General features: G+C 73.2%; 15 protein-coding genes and 1 pseudogene. 13 read left to right on the top strand and 3 right to left on the bottom strand.

The window, feature by feature from the left end; translation table 11 throughout:
* Both VR45_RS20020 and VR45_RS20015 read left to right on the top strand, forming a co-directional pair.
* Positions 1 to 287, top strand: a pseudogene (locus tag VR45_RS20020) (PadR family transcriptional regulator); the annotation flags it as partial.
* 92 nt (positions 288 to 379) lie between these two features.
* The gene (locus tag VR45_RS20015) at positions 380 to 1126 is read left to right on the top strand and encodes a hypothetical protein (protein WP_045941168.1); all 747 of its coding nucleotides are present in this window, start codon (positions 380 to 382) and stop codon (positions 1124 to 1126) included.
* Between the two features lie 74 nt (positions 1127 to 1200).
* Here VR45_RS20015 and VR45_RS20010 read toward each other — a convergent pair whose 3' ends face one another.
* Entirely contained in the window at positions 1201 to 1707 is a 507-nt protein-coding gene (locus VR45_RS20010; protein WP_045941167.1) for an RICIN domain-containing protein, read from the bottom strand.
* A gap of 299 nt (positions 1708 to 2006) precedes the next feature.
* Here VR45_RS20010 and VR45_RS20005 point away from each other — a divergent pair, with 299 nt between their 5' ends.
* A complete protein-coding gene (locus VR45_RS20005; RefSeq protein ID WP_045941166.1) occupies positions 2007 to 3035 on the top strand; it encodes a winged helix-turn-helix domain-containing protein in 1029 nt (342 codons plus the stop codon).
* A 28-nt stretch (positions 3036 to 3063) separates the two neighbouring features.
* Positions 3064 to 3390, top strand: a complete 327-nt coding sequence (locus VR45_RS20000; RefSeq protein ID WP_045941165.1) for a hypothetical protein — start codon at positions 3064 to 3066, stop codon at positions 3388 to 3390.
* 101 nt (positions 3391 to 3491) lie between these two features.
* Here VR45_RS20000 and VR45_RS19995 read toward each other — a convergent pair whose 3' ends face one another.
* Positions 3492 to 4280: an NAD(P)H-dependent oxidoreductase gene (locus VR45_RS19995; protein WP_045941164.1), complete on the bottom strand. Its 789-nt coding sequence runs from the start codon at positions 4278 to 4280 to the stop codon at positions 3492 to 3494.
* Positions 4281 to 4377: 97 nt separating this feature from the next.
* On the opposite strand from VR45_RS19995, the gene VR45_RS19990 reads away from it, so the two are divergent.
* Both VR45_RS19990 and VR45_RS19985 read left to right on the top strand, forming a co-directional pair.
* Positions 4378 to 5247, top strand: coding sequence for a helix-turn-helix transcriptional regulator (locus VR45_RS19990; RefSeq protein ID WP_045941163.1), 870 nt, complete (start codon positions 4378 to 4380; stop codon positions 5245 to 5247).
* Positions 5248 to 6135: 888 nt separating this feature from the next.
* Complete coding sequence (locus VR45_RS19985) at positions 6136 to 6831, top strand: hypothetical protein (protein ID WP_052709221.1); 696 nt, start codon at positions 6136 to 6138, stop codon at positions 6829 to 6831.
* Here the strand turns inward: VR45_RS19985 and VR45_RS42465 are convergent.
* Positions 6776 to 7642, bottom strand: coding sequence for a helix-turn-helix transcriptional regulator (locus VR45_RS42465; RefSeq protein ID WP_052709220.1), 867 nt, complete (start codon positions 7640 to 7642; stop codon positions 6776 to 6778). The genes VR45_RS19985 and VR45_RS42465 overlap by 56 nt on opposite strands.
* Positions 7643 to 8241: 599 nt before the next feature.
* On the opposite strand from VR45_RS42465, the gene VR45_RS19970 reads away from it, so the two are divergent.
* The 7 genes from VR45_RS19970 to VR45_RS19940 all read left to right on the top strand — a co-directional run.
* Positions 8242 to 9021, top strand: a complete 780-nt coding sequence (locus VR45_RS19970; RefSeq protein ID WP_045941162.1) for an alpha/beta hydrolase — start codon at positions 8242 to 8244, stop codon at positions 9019 to 9021.
* Positions 9022 to 9147: 126 nt separating this feature from the next.
* A complete protein-coding gene (locus VR45_RS19965) occupies positions 9148 to 9840 on the top strand; it encodes a type 1 glutamine amidotransferase domain-containing protein (protein WP_045941161.1) in 693 nt (230 codons plus the stop codon).
* Positions 9841 to 10037: 197 nt separating this feature from the next.
* Positions 10038 to 10739, top strand: coding sequence for a phosphoribosylanthranilate isomerase (locus tag VR45_RS19960; RefSeq protein ID WP_045941160.1), 702 nt, complete (start codon positions 10038 to 10040; stop codon positions 10737 to 10739).
* Positions 10739 to 11419: a uracil phosphoribosyltransferase gene (gene upp / locus VR45_RS19955; protein WP_045941159.1), complete on the top strand. Its 681-nt coding sequence runs from the start codon at positions 10739 to 10741 to the stop codon at positions 11417 to 11419. The genes VR45_RS19960 and upp overlap by 1 nt, the downstream gene beginning before the upstream one ends.
* A 152-nt stretch (positions 11420 to 11571) precedes the next feature.
* A complete protein-coding gene (locus VR45_RS19950; RefSeq protein WP_045941158.1) occupies positions 11572 to 12249 on the top strand; it encodes an NAD(P)H-dependent oxidoreductase in 678 nt (225 codons plus the stop codon).
* 102 nt (positions 12250 to 12351) lie between these two features.
* On the top strand, positions 12352 to 16539 hold the full coding sequence (locus tag VR45_RS19945) for an amino acid adenylation domain-containing protein (RefSeq protein ID WP_045941157.1): 4188 nt from the start codon (positions 12352 to 12354) through the stop codon (positions 16537 to 16539).
* 41 nt (positions 16540 to 16580) lie between these two features.
* The coding region (locus VR45_RS19940; protein WP_234326047.1) for a pseudouridine-5'-phosphate glycosidase at positions 16581 to 17272 on the top strand (692 nt) is incomplete at its 3' end.

Raw genomic sequence — 17272 nt, 5'->3', positions numbered from 1 at the left:
TGCTGCTGCGGCTGCGCGCCGCCGCCGTGGTCGGCACGGCCGGTCTCGACGCCGAGCTGCGCCGCCATCTAGACCTGCACCGGGCGCAGTTGGCCCACTACGAGGCGATCGGGAGGCGCGACTTCCCGGCGGGGGAGGAGGGCGGGGCCGATCCGCTCCAGTACGCGGTGCTGAGGGCCGGTGTCGGGCTGGAGTCCTTCTGGGTGCGGTGGCTCGCGGAGACGGTCGAGAGCCTGCCGCCGGCACCGGGCCCGCCCTCGGTCGAGGGGCCGGAAGACCCCTCCTGACCTGCGCCTACGCGCTCCGGGCGGGCGCGCCCCGGGGGCCGGTGGGACACTGGACGCCTGTCCCTGCCCGACCTCATCGATCGGGGGCCCGTATGTCCCTCCCGAGGCATCTCCGTGCGCTCGTCGCGGCGGCCGTCGCCACCGTGCTCACCCTCGGCACCACCCAGCTCGCGGTGGGAGCACCACCCGCGCCCGCGTCCGCCTCCGCCGTCACGGCGTCGGCACCTCTGCTGCCGACCGACGAGCAGCTCCGGGCCGCCCTGCTGACCGCCGCCGAGCTCGGCCCCGACTTCACCGAGATCCCGGCGGACCCGAGCCCCTCGCCGGAGTCCGGCGCCTCCCCGGTGGCCGGTTGCGACGCCCTGCGCGCGCTGCTGAACCGGGACCCGTCCGGTGCCTCCGCCCAAGGACCGCACCAGGAGGCGCAGTTCGACGGCCCGGACGGCAATCCGATGATCACCGAGTCCCTCACCGCCGAGGAGGCGGCCCGGCTGGACGCCGACTTCGCCACCGTCGGCTCCGCGTTCGCCGACTGCCACAGCATCACCTTCACCGACAACACCGGCGCGGCCGTGACCTTCTCGGTGACCCCGATCGCCCTCGGCGACCGCGCCGGGGCCCCGGCCGTCCGCCTCGACGGCGACCTCGCGGGCGTCCGGCTCAACGGCTACCTCGGCATCGAGCGCCTCGGCGACGTCGCCCTCGCCTACGGGTTCTTCCAGCGCGACTCCGACGAGTCCCAGCTCGCCTCGCTCTACTACCGCGCGGCCGTCGCCAAGGCCGAACGCACCCTGGGCGTCCAGGCGGGCGCCACCGCGGCCCCGGGCTCCGCCGTCTGACCGCCGTCCGAGCTGTCCGACCGCCGCGGGGCGGCCCCGGGGAACCGGGACCGCCCCGCCCTGCCGCGCCGGGCTCAGCGCACCACCCACTGCTGGTACGCGCTCTCCTGGCACGGCCACATGTTGACGTCGCGCCGGCTGCCGTCCGCCGAGAAGTAGTCCTGGAGGCACAGGCCGGACGCCCGGTTCTTGAACACGACCGCGTTCGGGCCGTGCGGGAGGAGCTCCCAGCGCTGGGTCTGGGCACCGGAGCAGGCCCGCTGGATCACGCTGCTGTAGGCGTTGAGCGTGGTCGGTTCGAGACACAGACCGGACTTCTGCACCCGCAGCTCGGTGGCCCCGTCGGCCCCGGTGTCCGACCAGAAGCGCTGGTTCGAGTCGTTCTTGCAGCTGAACTCCTGCAGCAGCGCGCCCTCGGCGGTGGAGGCGCCGCGGATGTCCAGGCATTTGCCCTGGACGACGTTGGCGTAGCCGTGCAGCACCGGCGCCGCCTGCGCGGGTGCGGCCAGCACCGTGGCGGCGGCGAGCACCGACCCGGCGACGACGACGGAGCGGACGAGGGACTGGCGGCTGGATCGCATGATCGGTGCACTCCCGGTCTGGTGGTCCGGACACCCCGCACCGGGGCGCCTCGGCCGCCAGTCTCGGCGTCCGGAACCGTCCGGCCCAAGACCCTTCGGGCTCCATCGAATTCGGGCGTGGCAATGTCCGTGACGTGCCACGAACCGGTCAGAGCCGGGCAACGCCCCGGTCCGGCCGGGCGGGTCCGCATACGGTGGACACCAGGACGCGGCGGGGGCCGGCCACCCGATCGGGGGACGGGGACGGACCGCCACCGACACCGCCGCGCCTCACCGGGGAAGCCGACGGAAGGACCGGATTGCTGCGCATCCACTTCACCCACGACGACCTGACCAGGGTACGGATCGCGCGGGCACCCGACCCGCTCGCGGAGACCGTGCTGAGCCTGTCGTTGGTGCAGTCCCGCGGCGTGGGCGGCGTGGCACTGGACGGGTGGCGCGACCGGACCCGCGGCTGCCTCCGCCCCGAACTGCGGGTGCTGTTCGAGCTGGCGACCTCGGCGGGCGCGACGGAGGCGCCGGAGGCGTTCCTGCACGCGGGCACCGGCAGCCTGGCGGACAGCCTCGACCAGACCTGGTCGCTGCCCCGGCAGTTGTGGGCGGCGGACCTGTGCGCGCTGGAGTACCTGCGTCCGACGGCGCCCCGCTGGGTCCGCGAGCTGTACCGGGGCGACCGCGGGTGGCGCGGCCTGGTCCAGCGCCGGCTCCGCGAGTACCACGCCTTCGCGGTGGCGCCCTACTGGTCGCAGCTGCTGGCCGCCACCCACGCCGAGCGCACCGGGCGGGCGCTGGCCGCCGCCGACACCGGACTGGACGGCCTGCTCGGCTCGCTGCACCCGGACGTCCGCTGGGAGTCGCCGGTGCTGTCGCTGCCCTGTCCGGTCGACGCCGACCTGAACCTGCGGGGTACCGGGATGCTCCTGGTGCCCACCTTCTTCTGGCCCGAGCCGATCGCCCTGACGGACAACCGGGGCCCCGAGTACCCGGTCGTGCTGCACTACCCGCTGGCCCGCGACCTGGCCACCTACCGGGCGGTCTGGGGGGCCGCCGCCTCGGCGGATCCCGACGGCGCCCTCGTCGCGCTGCTCGGCGCCACCCGCGCCCGCACCCTCCGGGCGGCCGCCGACCCGGCGGGCACCGCCGAACTCGCGCGCCGCATCGGCACCTCGCCCGCCACCGCGAGCCACCACGCCACCGTGCTGCGCTCCGCCGGCCTGCTGACCACCGAACGCTCCGGCCCGGGCGTCCGCCACACCCTCACCCCGCTCGGCCAGGCCCTGCTCGACGACCGCCCGGTCCCGCCCACCCCCGGCCCCGGGACGACCTGACCTCGCCCCTCCCACCGCGCACGGGCCGGTGCGCGGCTGTCCGACGGCGATCGGCGAGCTGGTCGGCGAGCTGGTGCTCGGCACGCTGCTCGCGGTGCTGACCACCGCCTCCCTCGCCGGTGTCTTCGTGCTGGCCGAACTTGCCCACCGTCAAGAGCCGTTGCTCGCCTACGCGCTGGGCGCCGCCGCCGTCCTGCTGGTGCTCCTCGGCGTGCGGCAGCTGCGCCGCCCGAGGGAGCGGCGCGGCCGCGTCGGCCGGATCCTGGCGGCCGGGACGGCCGGTCTCGGGGTCTGGCTGCTGGCCTGCGTCGGCTACGCCTCGCTGCGCGAGGCCCTGGACCTCGCGACCTTCTGACCCGGTCGGCCTTCTGACGCGGCCGACCTTCTGACGCGGCCGGCCTCCTGGGGCGCCGGCCGACCCCTGTGCGGCCGGCGCCCCAGGAGGCCGGAGCGCGCTCAGCGCAGGTGGAGGGCGAGGCCGGCGCTGCCGGGCTGCTCCACGCCCTCGTGCAGGCGCATGTCGCGCCCGTAGTCGCCGCCGTCGAGGCGGCGGAACGGGACCGGCTCCTCGGTGAACAGGGCGTCCAGGCGCTGTCCGTAGGCTTCCGCGGCGGCCTCGAACTCCTCGGCCGACAGCCCTTCCGACCGGTACACGGCGAACGGTTCCAGGGCCGCGATGCCGCTGAACCAGAACACCCCGTGCTGCAGCGGGAACAGCAGGTCCGCCAGCGGCCCGTGCGCGCCCCGGTCGGTGAACGCGGACTCGCGGCCCCCGACGCTCACCGCGAGCAGGCCGCGCTTGCCGCCCAACGCGCCCTCGCTGTACGGCGGGGGGACGTCCGGGCCGTGCGCGAAGCCGAAGGTCAGCACCCGGTCGATCCAGCCCTTGAGGATCGCGGGTGCCGAGAACCACCACAGCGGGAACTGGAACACCACCGCGTCCGCCCGGCGCAGCTTCTCCTGCTCGGCGGCGATGTCGGCCGAGAGCCGCCCGGTGCGGGTGGCCTCGTCCTGGGCGGCGAGCACCCCGAGGCGGGTGTCCGCCGGGCGGTCGGGGAAGTCGTCGGCGTCGAGGGCGGCGTGCCACTTCATCGCGTACAGGTCGGAGACCTCCACCTCGTGCCCGGCGGCACGCAGCCGGGCGACCGCGAAGTCGCCCAGCGCGGCGGTGAGCGAGCGGGGTTCGGGGTGGGCGGTGACGACCAGGACGCGCCGGGGCCGCTGCTGCGGGGTGTGGTTGCTCATGGCTCCACCCTCGCCGGGGCGGCGGGCCGCAGCCAGGTCCCTGCTGTTCCGGCGGACTCCGGATCCTGGTAATGCGAGGGCCACCATACTGGAGCGTATGGAGACCACCGCCGCCGCTGCCCGTTCCGTCGTTCCCCGCCCCGCCCTGGGGGAGTTCCTGCGGGCCCGCCGGGCCCGGGTCGCGCCCGAGCTGGTCGGGCTGACGGCCGGTGGACGGCGTCGGGTGCGCGGGCTGCGCCGGGAGGAGCTGGCGCAGCTGGCCGGGATCAGTGTCGACTACTACGTCCGGCTGGAACAGGGGCGGTCCACCCAGCCGTCCTTCGAGGTGCTGGAGGCGCTGGCCCGCATCCTGGGCCTGTCCGCGGCCGAGCGCCGCCACCTGGACACCCTGGCCGGCTCCCGTCGGCTCCCGCCGCCGGCGCCCCGGGTGAGCCCGCTGCTGCGCGGCATGCTGGACGCCCTGGGCGCGGGGATGCCGGCCTTTGTGACCGACCACCGTCTCGACGTGGTCGCCTGGAACCCGCTGGGTGCCGAACTCATCGGCGGGCTGGGGGAGTCGGGGGCCCGGCGGGACCGCAACCAGGCCCGTTTCCTGTTCCTGGACCCGGCCGCCCGCACCGTCCATCCGGAGTGGTCGGACCGCGCCACCGAGGCGGTCGGCCAGCTGCGGGCCTCGGCGGGCACCTGGCCGGACGACGCGGAGCTGACCGGTCTGATCGCCGAACTGTCGGCGGTGAGCCCGGAGTTCCGCCGGATCTGGGACTCCGGCGAGGTGATGAACTGCACCTCGGGCCACAAGCTGCTGCACCACCCGGTCACCGGGACTCTCGCCCTGGACTTCGAGGCCCTGCACGTCCCGGCCGGGCCGGGCGAGACCGGCCTCGTGGTGCACGTCTTCTCGGCGGGGCGGGACGCGGGCGCCGCCGAGGCCCTGGCCCGTCTCGGCGGCGTGGTGGACGAGGGGTGAGCGGGATCCGCCGCTCGCGGCGACGGCGATGGTGACGGCGATGGTGACGGCGATCCACCGCCTTCCCGGGCCACCGCTACGGTGAATCCGGCAGATTGATCACGACTTGATCCGGGCCCTGTCCTCGGCCGCGCCGACCACGCCGGCCGGGCCCCGGGACCGGGCTGCCGGGTGGCGCGGCCGGGTCCGGTGGTGCGGACGGTGTCGCCCGGTACCGCGCGACACCGCATGACGTCGGACGATGCCGGGGGGACCGGCCGCGCCCCGTGACGGCCCCGGGACGGCCGGCGCCGGACCGGTCGTGGGCGGTCGGGCCGGGTCCGGATTTCGCCGCCCGGCGGCTGGTGAGTTTCGGCCAGATGTCGTAAACCATGCACCATGGTGGTTGTCCGAGATTTATCGTAGCCTCGGCACGCTCGCACCTCGGTAACGCCGGGCTGGGGGTCGGCCGGCGCCCCTCAGGAGGGAGCACTATCAGACAGGCATGAACGGGGGGCATCGGAATCGTGCCTTGCGCGCCGGGTCGCTGTGAACATCGTGGACCCGGCCGTCGCAGGAAGCGGGGGGATTCCGGGCCGACAAGCTGCCCGTAAGGGCGGACTTCAGGGCCCGAGGACTCGACGGCGAACTGCTGCGACCGATACACATATACCATCGCGTCGCGCCATTCGCATATCCACGAGCGAATTTGTGAGCGATTCCGAACGTTTCCGCATGCCTTTGCGACGACTTTATGAGCCGTGCACAGAAGGGGGAATGTAGAATGCGCAGAGTAGGCTACTTACACACCCGGTGCCAAATTCTGGAAAGAGGGATCGGCGGTACGGGATCCCCGAAATGAGCGGGGCTCCTCGCCGTGGCCACGACGCACCCGGAATTCTCTCGGGGATGTACCGGCACCGAGGTGCGGGACTGCTGCACCTCCAGGCCGAGCAGGACGGCGAGCGCCTCGTCGCCTCCATGCCCCTCCCGGACCCCTTCGACCTCGACCGCCTGGTCGGGAACCTCGCGGAGGCCAGCGGCCGGCACATCGTGCTGCGCCCGATCCCGGCGGCCCATCTGACCGGGCTCGACGGCACCTGCGGCCTCCTGGTGAAGCACGACACCCGCCCGGTCGACCTGATCCTCCACCGCGAGGGCCGGTCGGCCTCCCACGAGGTGGAGTTGAAGGTCCATCAGCTGGTGCACCTGTGGGCCGGGGACGGCACCGGGCTGGTCGGCCCGCCCGACGTCCTGCGGGGGCGCGGGATGGCGCCGGTCGGCGGGATCCCGGCGACGGCCAGGTCCCTGAAGCGGGACGCCTTCATCGAGCTGCGCGCCGACCATGCCGCGCGGTTGATCAGTCGCCGGCGCGAGCGCGGACCGGCGTCGGGGGCGGACCACCGCGCGTCCTCAGGAACGGACCGCCGCTCCGCCGCCGGGACGGACCGCCGCGCGTCCTCCGGGACCGGGACGGACCGCCGCGCCCCGTCCGGGGCCGCGGCGGAGCCCCCCGGCCGGGAGTCCCGGCAGCCGGCGGCCGAACGCCTCACTCCGGGCGTCCGTTCCCGTCCTCTCCCAAGATCTCCGCCATCGTCCCACTGATGAAGTCCCGGAGCTGGTCCCAGGATTCCTTCGGCAGGTCCTGGCCCGCGCCGCGCGCGGCCATCACGGTGAACCTGTCGCGCACGGCCCGGGTGGACAGGATCAGCGCGTCCACCTCCGGATCGTCCTGCCGGAAGTAGACCGGCGGCACGTCGAGGGCGAGCGCCAGGGCGTCGAGCGCCGCGTCCGGCGGCTCGGCGACCTCTCCGGCCCGCAGCGAGCGGACCAGGGCCTCGGTGAGCGCGTCGGAGCCGCTCCGGCGGTTCCCCTCGGCCGCGAGGTGCGCGTCCGAGGGCGCCACCCCGCCGTACACCTCGGTGCGCAGCGACTCCAGCTTCCGTGCCACCCGGGCGCCCTCGGCCGAGGGTTCCGCCGCCGGCTCCTCGGCCTGGCCGAAGGAGCGCCGCTGCGCCGCGAGCAGCTCGGCCCGGGTCACCCCGTAGGCGGCGGCCAGGGCTGTCACCGCCTGCTCGGAGAGCGGTCGCCTGCCCTGTTCGGCGGCCCGCACCGGCATGGGGGAGGCGGTGTTGGTGTGGCGCGCGGTGTCCGCCTGGGTCATCCCGGCGTCGCACCGCAGGTCGGCGAGATTCGGTGATTCGCTGCGCGGAAAGAGCTCGTCCAGGTCGGTGTCCAGGAATGCGGCAATCGTCGGCAAACGCTCCGGCGGGGGAGCTGCCAGGCCGTTCTCCCAGCGATAGACGGCGTTCACTTTCACATGAAGCCCGGCCGCCAGCGTGGCCTGCGACATTCCTTTGACGACGCGGAGGTTGCGCAGCTTATTGCCGTCGAACAAGCGGTCGGGCACGGGCATACTCCACTGGATGGGGTCTGAAAGAATGATAGTGCCCAGGCAGCGGAAGATCCCGACATCCGGGGCATCGGCATGAGCTCGTGACCGCGGCCGGAGTTCTGTGCGGCCGTCGAAGGCTCCGCTCCCGCCATGGCCGGATGTCCGTTTTATTGCGCTTCATTGATATTTCAATGCATTTGCCGCACACCTTTGCGCGCTGCAGGGTGGGTGCCGGATCACCCGAAGGTGATCTGCAAGCTTGACCGGATCGCTCGAAGTAGATAAATTCTACTTCGAGTGATCGAGGGGGCAGGGGTTCGAGGGAGCTTCTTTCCCGTGCTCCGGCATGTCGTGTCCGCGTCGCAATTGGCCCCGCGCCCCGTCGTGCGGACCCGCACCATCCGTCCGGCCGCCCCTGCGGCGAAGTCGGCCGGCGTTGTCGAAATCCTGCGCAGCTGCATCCCGCGGAACCCCGGCGGCCTGCACCCACGCGAATCCGGTGGGGCCGGCGGAATTCTCCGTGCGCATTTCCGTACGCATGCCCGCACCACATTTTCCGATTCCCCGGTCAGGGTCTGTCGGGGTATTCCTTTCCACATCGTCACAGGAGGCGATCCGTCATGCCCACGATCTCCGTCGGAAACTCGCGCGTCCACTACACCGTGACCGGCGAGGGGCCGGCCCTGGTCCTGGTGCACGGCGTGGGCAAGGGGGGCCAGGTCACCTTCGGGCACCTCGTCGAGGACTTCGCCCGCCGCAACACCGTCATCCTGCCGGAGCTCTCCGGCAGCGAGACCGCCGAGGACGACGGCACGCCGCTGACCGTCGAGCAGCTCGCCGACGAGGTCGCCGCCGTGATCGAGCACGCCGGCCTCGGCCCGGTGGACCTGGTGGGCTTCTCGCTCGGCGGGGCCGTCGTCGCCGCCACCGCCGCGCTCCACCCCGGGCTGGTGCGCCGACTGGTGCCGATCGGCGGCCTGGTGAAGTCGGACCTCTACATCGAGAACCTGATCGGCCTGACGCTCAGTCAGAAGCACGACGCCAAGGCATTCGGCCGGGTCCTGAGCACCACGGCCTTCAGCCCGCGCTACATCCGCACCCGGCCGAGCCTGAGCGACGTCGAGAACCTCGGCTCGGAGCTGAGCCCCTCCAACGGCCGCATCCGCCAGCTGGAGCTGCTGGTCCAGGTCGACATCCGCGACATCGTCGGCAAGGTCGAGGCCGAGACCCTCGTGCTGGCCCCGTACCCGGACGCCGCCGTGCCCGCCGAGCACTCCCGCGAGCTGGCCGCCGCGATCCCGAACTCCAGCTACACCGAGATCGACAGCGGCCACATGGTGATCTTCGAGAAGCCGGCCGAACTCGTCCAGCTGATCCAGGACTTCATCCACCGGGCCTGATCCTCCACCCGGCACCGCCCGGCCCCGGTCCCGGCCGGGGCCGGCCACCCGCCGCGCGCCAGAGCACCCGCCCGACCCCGCGCCCGACCACCCGCGGAGCAGTCCGCAGCGACTCCAGGAGGAACCATGGCCAAGATCCTGCTCGCCGTCAGCAGTCACGACACCTTGGGGGACACCGGCAACCGGACGGGCTACAGCGTCTCGGAGGCGGCCCACCCCTACAACGTCTTCGTCGGCGCCGGCCACGAGGTCGACTTCGTCTCCGTGCGCGGCGGCGAGCCGCCGGCCGTCGTCTTCCCGGGCGAGGAGGACGACCCCGAGATCGTCGGCTTCCTGGCCGACGAGGCCGTCAAGGCCAAGCTCGTGGCGACCCGCCGGGCGGCCGAGGTCGACCCCGCCGAGTACGCGGCGATCTTCTACGTCGGCGGCCACGGCGCCATGTGGGACTTCCCGGACTCCCCGGACCTGGCTCGCATCGCCATGGACATCCACGGCCGGGGCGGCGTCGTCTCCGCCGTTTGCCACGGCCCGGCCGCGCTGGTCAACCTGCGGCTGCCGGACGGCACCCTGCTGGTGAGCGGCAAGCGGGTCGCCTCGTTCAGCAACGAGGAGGAGGACTCGCTGGGCCTGGTCGAGGTCATGCCGTTCCTGCTGGAGGACCGGCTGAAGGAGTCGGGCGCGCTGCACACCAAGGCGCCCGTGTACCAGGCCCACACCCAGAGCGACGGCCGGGTCGTCACGGGGCAGAACCCCGCCTCCGCCGCCCCCGTGGCGCGCCTCGTCGTCGCCGAACTCGCCAAGGCCGCCGAAGCCCGCTGACCCGGGCCCGCCCCGCAAGCACCCGCCGCCCCGCAAGCACCCGCCGCGCCGCCCCGCAAGGCACCCGCAACGCACCACCCAAGGGCCCGCCCCGCAACGCGGCCCCGCTCCACCACCGCCGTCCCCCGGACGGCGGCCCCCCCGAAACCGTCGCAGACCGGCCCCGGCCAGGACCGCCGAGGCCAGAGGAGGCAGACATGTACGGACTGATCCAGGTCGCGGGCATCATCGACCAGGCCGAGGCCGACCTGATCATCGAGGAGGGCGCCGACTGGCTCGGCTTCGCCCTGCGCCTGCCGGCCAAGAACGAGGACCTCTCGGAGGCCGACGCCGCCGCCATCGTCAAGGCGATCCAGCCCGGCAACAAGGGCGTCATCATCACCTACCTGACCGAGGCCGACGAGATCGCCGCGTTCTGCGCCGAGATCGGCGTGAGCGCGATCCAGCTGCACGGCGACGTGACCCCGGCCGAGCTGCGCCGCCTGCGCACCCTCGCCCCGGACCTCTACGTGCTCAAGAGCCTCGTGGTGAAGTCGGACAACATCGACGAGCTGCGCGCCATCGTCGAGACCTCCGCCGAGTGGGTGGACATGTTCATCACCGACAGCTTCAACCCGGCCACCGGCGCCAAGGGCGCGACCGGTCTGACCCACGACTGGTCGGTCAGCGCCGAGCTGGTCCGGATCTCCCCGAAGCCGCTGATGATGGCGGGCGGGCTCACGCCGGAGAACGTCGCGGCCGCCATCGAGGCCGTCCGCCCCGCCGCCGTGGACGCCCACACCGGCCTGGAGGACAAGGCCACCCGGCGCAAGGACCGGCAGAAGGTGCGCACCTTCGTCCAGGAGGCCCGCGCGGCCTTCGCCCGGGTCGCCGCGGAGGACGGCCGGAGCGCCTCCTGATGACCACCGGGACCGAGCCGCTGCGGGGCGTGACCCGGGTGACCCACCTGGTGCCCCAGACCAACCGTCTGCGGGCCCTGCACGCGGTCGTCCGCGACCGCGAGGCCCGCCGGGAGGACTTCGTCCTCTCCGCCAACCGGATCATCCGCGGCCTCCTGGACGCCGCGCTGGACCTGCTGCCGTACGAGCCGCGCGACGTCCGTACCCCGGTCGGGCAGGTCTACCACGGCCTGTCGCCGGCCACCCAGGTCTACGGGGTGTCCGTCGCCCGGGCCGGGGACAGCATGGAGTCCGAACTGCGGGTGATGGCACCGGAGACCAGGCTGGGCAAGATCCTGATCCAGCGGGACAAGGTCACCAAGCTCCCGCGCCTGTACTACGCGGCGCTGCCCGCCGGGATCGGCCGGGGCCATGTGCTGCTCCTCGACCCGATGCTCGCCACCGGCGGCACCGCGCTGGCCGCGATCGGGGTGCTGCTCGACCACGGCGTGCCGGAGGAGCACATCCTCTTCGTGAACCTGCTCTCCGCCCCGGAGGGGATCAGGGCCGTGCACGACCGCCACCCCGGGGTGCGGATCGTGACCTCCTCGATCGAGGAGCGGCTCAACGAGAACGCGTTCATGGTGCCCGGCATCGGCGACTTCGGCGACCGCTACTTCGGGACCGACGTCCCCGTCTGAGGCCCTCCCCACCCGCCGGGGCGGGCGGGGTCCGGGCTCCGTAACCCCGCGGCCCCACCGCTCCGGCCCCCACCGCCGTTGCCACCAGCGCCTGTTGCCGCCACCGCCTGTTGGCGCCACCGCCACCGCCACCGACCCTGAGGAGCACCACCGTGTCCACCGCCGACACCTCCGCGCCGACGAGGATCTCGATCGTCTACTACTCGGGCACCGGCAACGTCCACAAGCTCGCCCTGGCCGCCGAGGAGGCCGCCACCAAGGCCGGCGCCGTGGCCCGGCTGCGCCGGGTCCCGGAGTACGTCGAGGCTTCCCTGGCCCCGGAGTTCACCGAGTGGACCGAGGCCTGGCAGGAGAACGCCGCGGCGATCGCGGCCGTCCCCACCGCCTCCGTCGACGACCTCGCCTGGGCCGATGTGATCCTGCTCGGCGGCCCCGGCCGGTTCGGGATGATCGCCGCCCCGCTCAAGCACTTCATCGAGCTGGCCTGGCCGCTCAACGCCCGCGGCGGCCTCCAGGGCAAGGTGATGGCCTCGTTCACCTCCACCGGCGCCCCGCACGGCGGCCAGGAGGCGACGATCCTCTCGCTCAACGCCGTCTTCTACCACTGGGGCGGGATCATCGTGCCGCCCGGCGTCACCGACGAGATCATGACGGCCCCCAGCAACGGCAACCCCTACGGCGTCAGTTCGGTCTCCGGCCGGCAGGCGGTCCCGGGCCGGCTGGCGGAGAACGTCACCGAGGACAACCTTGCCGCCCTCGCCTACCAGACCCGCCGCATGCTCGACGTCGCCGACGCGCTGCGCAGGGGACGGACCGCCGCCGACCGCTGATCCGCCCGCCCGCACGTCGGGACGCCAGGACACCGGGACGCCGGAGCGCCAGGACAACAGGAAAGCCGGACACCAGGACACCCGCACACCCAGGGGGACCAGATGACTGCCCAAGCGTCGGGCCGAGGCCCGGCCGACCACCCGTTACTGCCCGAACTGCTCCTGCGCACCGCCGCCGAGCGCCCCGACGACCCGGCGGTGATCGGCGGCGACGAGCGGCTCACCTTCGCCGAACTGGTCCGCCGGAGCCGGGGACTGGCCGGGCACCTGCGGGTCCTCGGAGTGACCGCGGACCAGTGCGTGGGGCTGTTCGTCGAGCCCTCCACCGAGGTGCTGACCGGTGCCTGGGGCATCCTCCTCGCGGGCGGCGCCTATCTGCCGCTGGCCCCGGAGTACCCCGAGGAACGCCTGCGCTTCATGATCGAGCACTCCGGCGTCAAGGTGATCGTCGCCCAGGACCGGCTGGTCGAGCGGCTGACGGCGCTGGCGCCCGCCGGCACCGTGGTCGTCCGCGCCGAGGACGAGCACCCGCCGGCGCCGGTCGACCTGCCCGACCCCGCCCCCGAGACGCTGGCCTACGTCATCTACACCTCGGGCAGCACCGGCCGGCCCAAGGGCGTGATGATCGAGCACCGCAGCATCGCCCACCAGATGGCCTGGCTGCGCGCGGCCCACGGCCTCGACCGGACCCGGGTCGTGCTGCAGAAGACGCCGATCAGCTTCGACGCCGCCCAGTGGGAGATCCTCGCCCCGGCGGTCGGCGCCACCGTCGTGGTGGGCGGGCCCGGCATCCACCGGGACACCGAGCGGCTGGTCGCGGCGGTCAAGGAGTACGGCGTCACCACCGTCCAGTGCGTCCCGACGCTGCTCCAGGCCCTGCTGGAGACCGAGGAGTTGGAGTCCTGCCACGCACTGGAGCAGGTCTTCACCGGTGGCGAGGCGCTCTCCAGAACCCTGGCCCGGACCTTCCTGGAGGCCCTGCCCGGATGCGAGTTGGTCAACCTCTACGGTCCGACCGAGTGCACCATCAACTCCTCCTCCTTCGTGGTGACCAAGTCCTCGGTCGGCGACGGCCCCAACTCGGTCTCCATCGGCGCCCCCGTCGACGGCACCGAGTACCGGATCCTCGGCCGCGACGGCGCCGAGCTGGGCGTGGGCGAGATCGGCGAACTCTCCATCGGCGGCGTCCAGGTGGCGCGCGGCTACCTGCACCGGCCGGACCTGACCGAGCAGCGCTTCACCCAGGACCCGGACGGCGGCGGGCGGTTCTTCCGCACCGGCGACCTCGCCTACTGGAACGCCGACGGCACCGTCCAGTTCACCGGCCGCGCCGACAACCAGGTGAAGCTGCGCGGCTTCCGGGTGGAGCTGGACGAGATCCGCCTCGCCATCGAGACCCACGACTGGGTCCGGCACGCGGCCGTGCTGGTCAAGGACGACCCGAGGACGGGCTTCCAGAACCTCGTCGCCTGCGTCGAACTCGACCCGAGGGAGGCCGCCCTGATGGACCAGGGCAGCCACGGCGCGCACCACCAGTCCAAGGAGAGCAAGCTCCAGGTCAAGGCGCAGCTGTCCAACCCGGGTGTGCGGACCTCGGCCGAGCTGGCCGGCCTGCCCTCCGTCGACCTGCCCGGCCGCACGGCCACCGAGGCCCAGCGCGCCCTCGCCTTCGCCCGCAAGACCTACCGCTTCTACGAGGGCGAGGCGCCGGTCTCGGAGCGCGACCTGCTGGCGCTGCTGGCCCGCCGCCCGGCCGCCGCCGGTCGTTCGCGGCCGCTCGCGGAGCTGGACGCCGGGGCGCTCGGCGCGATCCTGCGCCACCTCGGGCAGCACCTGAGCCCGGAGCGGCTGCTCCCCAAGTACGCCTACGCCTCGCCCGGTTCGCTCTACGCGACCCAGGTGTACCTGGAGATCACCGGCTTCCCCGGCATCCGGCCGGGCATCCACTACCACCACCCGATCGACCACCGCCTCGTCCTGGTCTCCGCGGCACCGGCGTCGCCCGCCCCGCCCGAAGCACCCGCGCCGCGTCTGCTGCCCGGACCGCGCAAGGCCCCCGACGACACGGCCGCCGCCGCGACCCCGCGGATCCGGATGCACTTCCTCGGCCGCCGCGGCGCCATCGAGCCCGTCTACAAGACCAACATCACCGAGGTCCTGGAGATCGAGACCGGCCACATCGTCGGCCTCCTGGAGGAGGTCCTCCCGGCCTACGGCCTCGACATCGGACCCGCCCCCTTCACCCCGGAGGTCAAGTCCCGGCTGGGCGTCGCCGACCAGGACCACTACCTCGGCAGCTTCGACTGGACGCCCTGGCGCGGACCGCGCGAGGACCGGGACCTCGACCTGTTCGTCCAGGTCCACCCCGGCAAGGGCGTGGACCTCCCGGCCGGGCAGTACCTGCACGAGGACGGCCGGCTGCGCCTGGTCTCGTCCGACCTGGTGCTGCGCAAGCAGGTCATCGCGATCAACCAGGCCGTCTACGGCCGGGCGTCCTTCGGGGTCACCGTGATCAGCCGCAGCCCGCAGCGGTGGCGGCGCTACATCGACCTGGGCCGGGTGGCGCAGCGGCTGTCGCTGAACGACCTCGACCTCGGCTTCATGTCCTCCGGCTACAGCTCCCGCGGCGGCGACGACCTGCCCTCGGCCCGCCGGTTCGACGGGATCCTGCGCGAGCTGGGGCGGCCGGGCGGCGCCTCGTACTTCTTCCTCGGCGGCCGGGTCAGCCGCGAGCAGCGGCGGCACGAGGGCATGCGGGAGGACGCGGTCCACATGCGCGGCCCGGCCGAGCTGATCCGCGACGACCTGGTCAACTACCTGCCGGACTACATGATCCCGAACAAGGTCGTGGTGCTCGACGCGCTGCCGACCACCGCCAACGGCAAGATCGACCTCAAGGCGCTGGCGGTCTCCGACCGGGTCGTCGCGGGGGCCGCCGACCGGCCCTTCGTCGCTCCCAGGGACGAGACCGAGCGCCGGGTGGCCGTGCTGTGGCAGGCGGTGATGAAGCAGGAGAGCGTCTCCGCGCAGGACGACTTCTTCGCCTGCGGCGGCAACTCGCTGCTGGCCGTCACCCTGGTCAACCGGATCAACCGGGCCTTCGGGGCGGCGCTGCCGCTGGAGGTGGTCTTCACCTCGCCGACGGTGGAGGGCCTGGCCCGCCGGCTCTCCGGCGACCCGGCGGAGCACACCTCGCGCCTGGTGCCGCTGACCGGGTCCGCCTCGCCCGCGCCGACCGGCTCCGGCGCACCGGCGCCGACCGCACGCCCACGCCCGGTCTTCTGCTGGCCCGGCCTGGGCGGCTACCCGATGAACCTGCGGCTGCTGGCCGAACGCCTGGGCACCGAACGGCCGTTCCTCGGGGTGCAGGCCCACGGCGTCAACCCGGGCGAGGTCCCGTACCCGACGATCAGGGAGATGGCGGCCGAGGACGTCCGGGCGGTGCTGGAGGTCCAGCCCGAGGGCCCGTACACCCTGTGGGGCTACTCCTTCGGGGCCCGGGTCGCCTTCGAGACGGCGTACCAGCTGGAGCAGGCCGGCCGCACGGTCGACCACGTCTTCCTGATCGCCCCCGGCTCGCCCAAGGTCCGCACCACCGGCACCCGCCCCGAGGAGCGGACCGCCAGTTACACCAGCCGGGCCTTCGTGGCGATCCTGCTCTCGGTCTTCACGGGCACCATCGACAGCCCGCTGCTGGAGCGGTGCCTCGCGGTGGCCCGGGACGACGAGAGCTTCGCCCGCTTCGTCGGCGAGGGCATCCCCGGCCTGGACCCGGACCTGGTGCGCCGGATCGTCCGGATCGTGGGCACGACCTTCGAGTTCAACTACACCTTCCGCGAACTGCGGGAGCGCCGGGTCTCGGCACCCATCACCGTCTTCAAGGCGCGGGGGGACGAGTACTCGTTCCTCGACGGCAGCAGCGGATACTCCGCCGAGCCGCCGACCGTCGTCGAGCTGACGGCCGACCACTACTCCCTGCTCCGGGCGCCGGACGTCGACGAGCTGGTGACGGCCGTCCACCGCCGCCTGCACCTCCGGAAGGACACCGTGATGCCGCACGTCAACATCAAGCACTTCCCGATGGAACTCAGCGACACCCAGCAGGCCGAGCTGTTGGCGGCGGTGACCAAGGCGGTCACCGACGCCTTCGGCTGCGAGGAGGGCGTGGTGTCGATCGCGGTCGAGTCGATCGCCGAGGAGAACTGGACCGAGCAGGTCTACATCCCGGAGATCGTCAACCGCCGGGACATCCTCGGCAAGGTGCCCGACTACCGCCCCGACGCGCTCTGATGGGGGCGGCCGTGACTCCCGCGCCCGTGACTCCCGCGTCCGTGACTCCCGTGCCCGTGCTCCCGACGACCTCCCTCGCCCATCGGGCCGTGCCGCTCACCCTCAGCGAGGAGGTGGCCGAGGCGCTCCACGAGGGCCGCCCGGTGGTGGCACTGGAGTCCAACGTCATCACCCACGGGCTGCCCTACCCGGACAACGCCGCGACCGCCCGCAAGGTGGAGCAGGCCGTCCGGGCGGGCGGCTCGGTCCCCGCCACCATCGCGGTCGAGGGCGGCCGGATCGTGGTCGGCATGACGGACGCCGACATCGAGCGGTTCGCCTCCACGCCGGGCATCCCCAAGGTCAGCAGCCGGGACCTGCCGGTCGTGCTGGCCCAGGGCCGGATGGGCGCGCTGACGGTCGCCTCCTGCCTGGTGGCGGCGGAGCTGGCCGGCATCCCGTTCTTCTCCTCGGCCGGCATCGGCGGGGTGCACCGGGGCGCGGCCACCACCATGGACGTGTCCTCGGACCTGATCCAGTTCACCCGGTCCAAGGTCGCGGTGGTGTGCGCCGGGGCGAAGAAGATCCTGGACCTCGGTCTGACGCTGGAGTACCTGGAGACCCAGTGCGTCCCGGTGGTCTCCTACCGCTCGGACGACTTCCCGGCCTTCTACTGCGCGTCCAGCGGCTTCCGCAGCCCGCTGCGGCTGGACGACGACGAGCTGGTGGCCCGGTCGATCGAGAACCACTGGGC

The organism is Streptomyces sp. NRRL S-495 (genome assembly GCF_000966955.1).
GTDB classification, from domain to species: Bacteria; Actinomycetota; Actinomycetes; order Streptomycetales; family Streptomycetaceae; genus Kitasatospora; species Kitasatospora purpeofusca.
Note: the sequence above shows the minus strand (reverse complement) of the source record. Positions and strands in the feature narration are given on the sequence as shown.

Excerpts from the sequence above, each read along its gene's own strand:
- VR45_RS20015 (WP_045941168.1), top strand. The coding sequence starts at position 380 with ATGTCCCTCCCGAGGCATCTCCGTGCGCTCGTCGCGGCGGCCGTCGCC.
- VR45_RS20010 (WP_045941167.1), bottom strand. The coding sequence starts at position 1,707 with ATGCGATCCAGCCGCCAGTCCCTCGTCCGCTCCGTCGTCGTCGCCGGG.
- VR45_RS19995 (WP_045941164.1), bottom strand. The coding sequence starts at position 4,280 with ATGAGCAACCACACCCCGCAGCAGCGGCCCCGGCGCGTCCTGGTCGTC.
- VR45_RS19990 (WP_045941163.1), top strand. The coding sequence starts at position 4,378 with ATGGAGACCACCGCCGCCGCTGCCCGTTCCGTCGTTCCCCGCCCCGCC.
- VR45_RS19985 (WP_052709221.1), top strand. The coding sequence starts at position 6,136 with ATGTACCGGCACCGAGGTGCGGGACTGCTGCACCTCCAGGCCGAGCAG.
- VR45_RS42465 (WP_052709220.1), bottom strand. The coding sequence starts at position 7,642 with ATGCCCGTGCCCGACCGCTTGTTCGACGGCAATAAGCTGCGCAACCTC.
- VR45_RS19970 (WP_045941162.1), top strand. The coding sequence starts at position 8,242 with ATGCCCACGATCTCCGTCGGAAACTCGCGCGTCCACTACACCGTGACC.
- VR45_RS19965 (WP_045941161.1), top strand. The coding sequence starts at position 9,148 with ATGGCCAAGATCCTGCTCGCCGTCAGCAGTCACGACACCTTGGGGGAC.
- VR45_RS19960 (WP_045941160.1), top strand. The coding sequence starts at position 10,038 with ATGTACGGACTGATCCAGGTCGCGGGCATCATCGACCAGGCCGAGGCC.
- upp (WP_045941159.1), top strand. The coding sequence starts at position 10,739 with ATGACCACCGGGACCGAGCCGCTGCGGGGCGTGACCCGGGTGACCCAC.
- VR45_RS19945 (WP_045941157.1), top strand. The coding sequence starts at position 12,352 with ATGACTGCCCAAGCGTCGGGCCGAGGCCCGGCCGACCACCCGTTACTG.